The sequence below is a fragment of the Herbaspirillum sp. SJZ106 genome, assembly GCF_006715495.1.
Classification (GTDB): Bacteria; Pseudomonadota; Gammaproteobacteria; order Burkholderiales; family Burkholderiaceae_D; genus Herbaspirillum.
On sequence record NZ_VFNI01000014.1, the window covers coordinates 1 to 1,241 of the forward strand.

The 1,241-nt window shown below is 56.4% G+C and carries 1 protein-coding gene; it reads right to left on the reverse strand.

From position 1 onward, the window contains the following. Positions 1-39: 39 nt before the first annotated feature. Positions 40-1,175 (reverse strand): IS3 family transposase gene (locus tag FB598_RS20585; protein WP_141911309.1). Its coding sequence is split into 2 segments (ribosomal slippage): positions 40-911 and positions 911-1,175, totalling 1,137 coding nucleotides; the frame shifts between segments, so codons are not numbered across the junction. Positions 1,176-1,241 lie beyond the last annotated feature (66 nt).

Sequence of the window (1,241 nt, forward strand, 5' to 3'; positions counted from 1 at the left end):
TGACCGGCCTGAAACAACTGGTCCAGACTTAAAGTTAGTCTAAGCGGCAAGCCGCAGTGGTGCTGGGGTTGTTGCCGGCAGCGTAGCCTGCGGTGCCGGCGGTCGGTATTTCAGTGAGCTATGCGGCCGAACGGTATTGTACTGATGACGCCATCGCTCGATGATGACCTGAGCTTCTCGGAGGGTGTAAAAGATTTCTCCGTTGAGCAGTTCGTCGCGGAATTTGCCGTTGAAGGACTCGCAGTATCCGTTCTCCCATGGACTTCCTGGCTCGATATACAGCGTCTTTGAACCGACCGATGCAAGCCAGCGCCGAAGGTTCTTGGCGACCATTTCCGGCCCATTGTCAGAGCGTAGATATGCCGGAACACCGTAGGCCACCATGGCCTCAGCCAGGATATCGATGACGTCATTACTGCGAATTTGCCTGGCCACGTGCAGCACGAGGCAGCGACGGGTGAACTCATCGATGAGAACCAGGATTTTAAGGACACGTCCATCGTGGGTTCTCTCCATGACGAAGTCCCAGCTCCAGACATGATTGGCATATTCCGGCCGCATTCGGATACAACTGCCGTCGGCCAGCCACAACCGACCTCTCTTGGGCTGTTTCACTGGCACCTTCAAGCCTTCTAGTTTCCAGATACGTTCTACCCGAGAGCGACTCAGCTCCCAGCCCTGAGCCTCCAGCATAGCGTGGATGCGCCGATAACCATACCGCCCATATTGGCAGGCCAATTCAATGATGGCACCAGTCAATGGCGCCTCATCGGCGCGCGGCTGGGCAGCATAACGAATCGAGGAACGGGAGAGATGGAGCGCCCGGCAGATACGCCGTTCAGCGTGGCCCAAGCTCGTTCTGACATGGGCCACGGCCTGGCGGCGACGTGCCGGGCTCAGAAGTTTCCCCGGCTCACCTCGCGCAATATCTGGTTATCGATGACGGCATCCGACAGCGCTCGGCGCAAGCGTGCATTCTCTTGTTCCAGTTCCTTCAGTCGCTTGGCCTGGTCAATCTTCAGGCCGCCATACTCCTTGCGCCAACGGAAGTAGGTTTGCTCGGTCACGCCAAGCTGACGGCTGATATCGGCCACCGTCTTGCCTTGCGCAGACATGACTTCTGCCTCGCGCAGTTTGTGAATGATGTCTTCGGATGTGAATCGCTTTTTCGGCATGGTCTGACTCTCCTTTTCAATAGCATATGAAATTTCAAGTCGGACCAGTTTTTTCAGGTCAGGTCA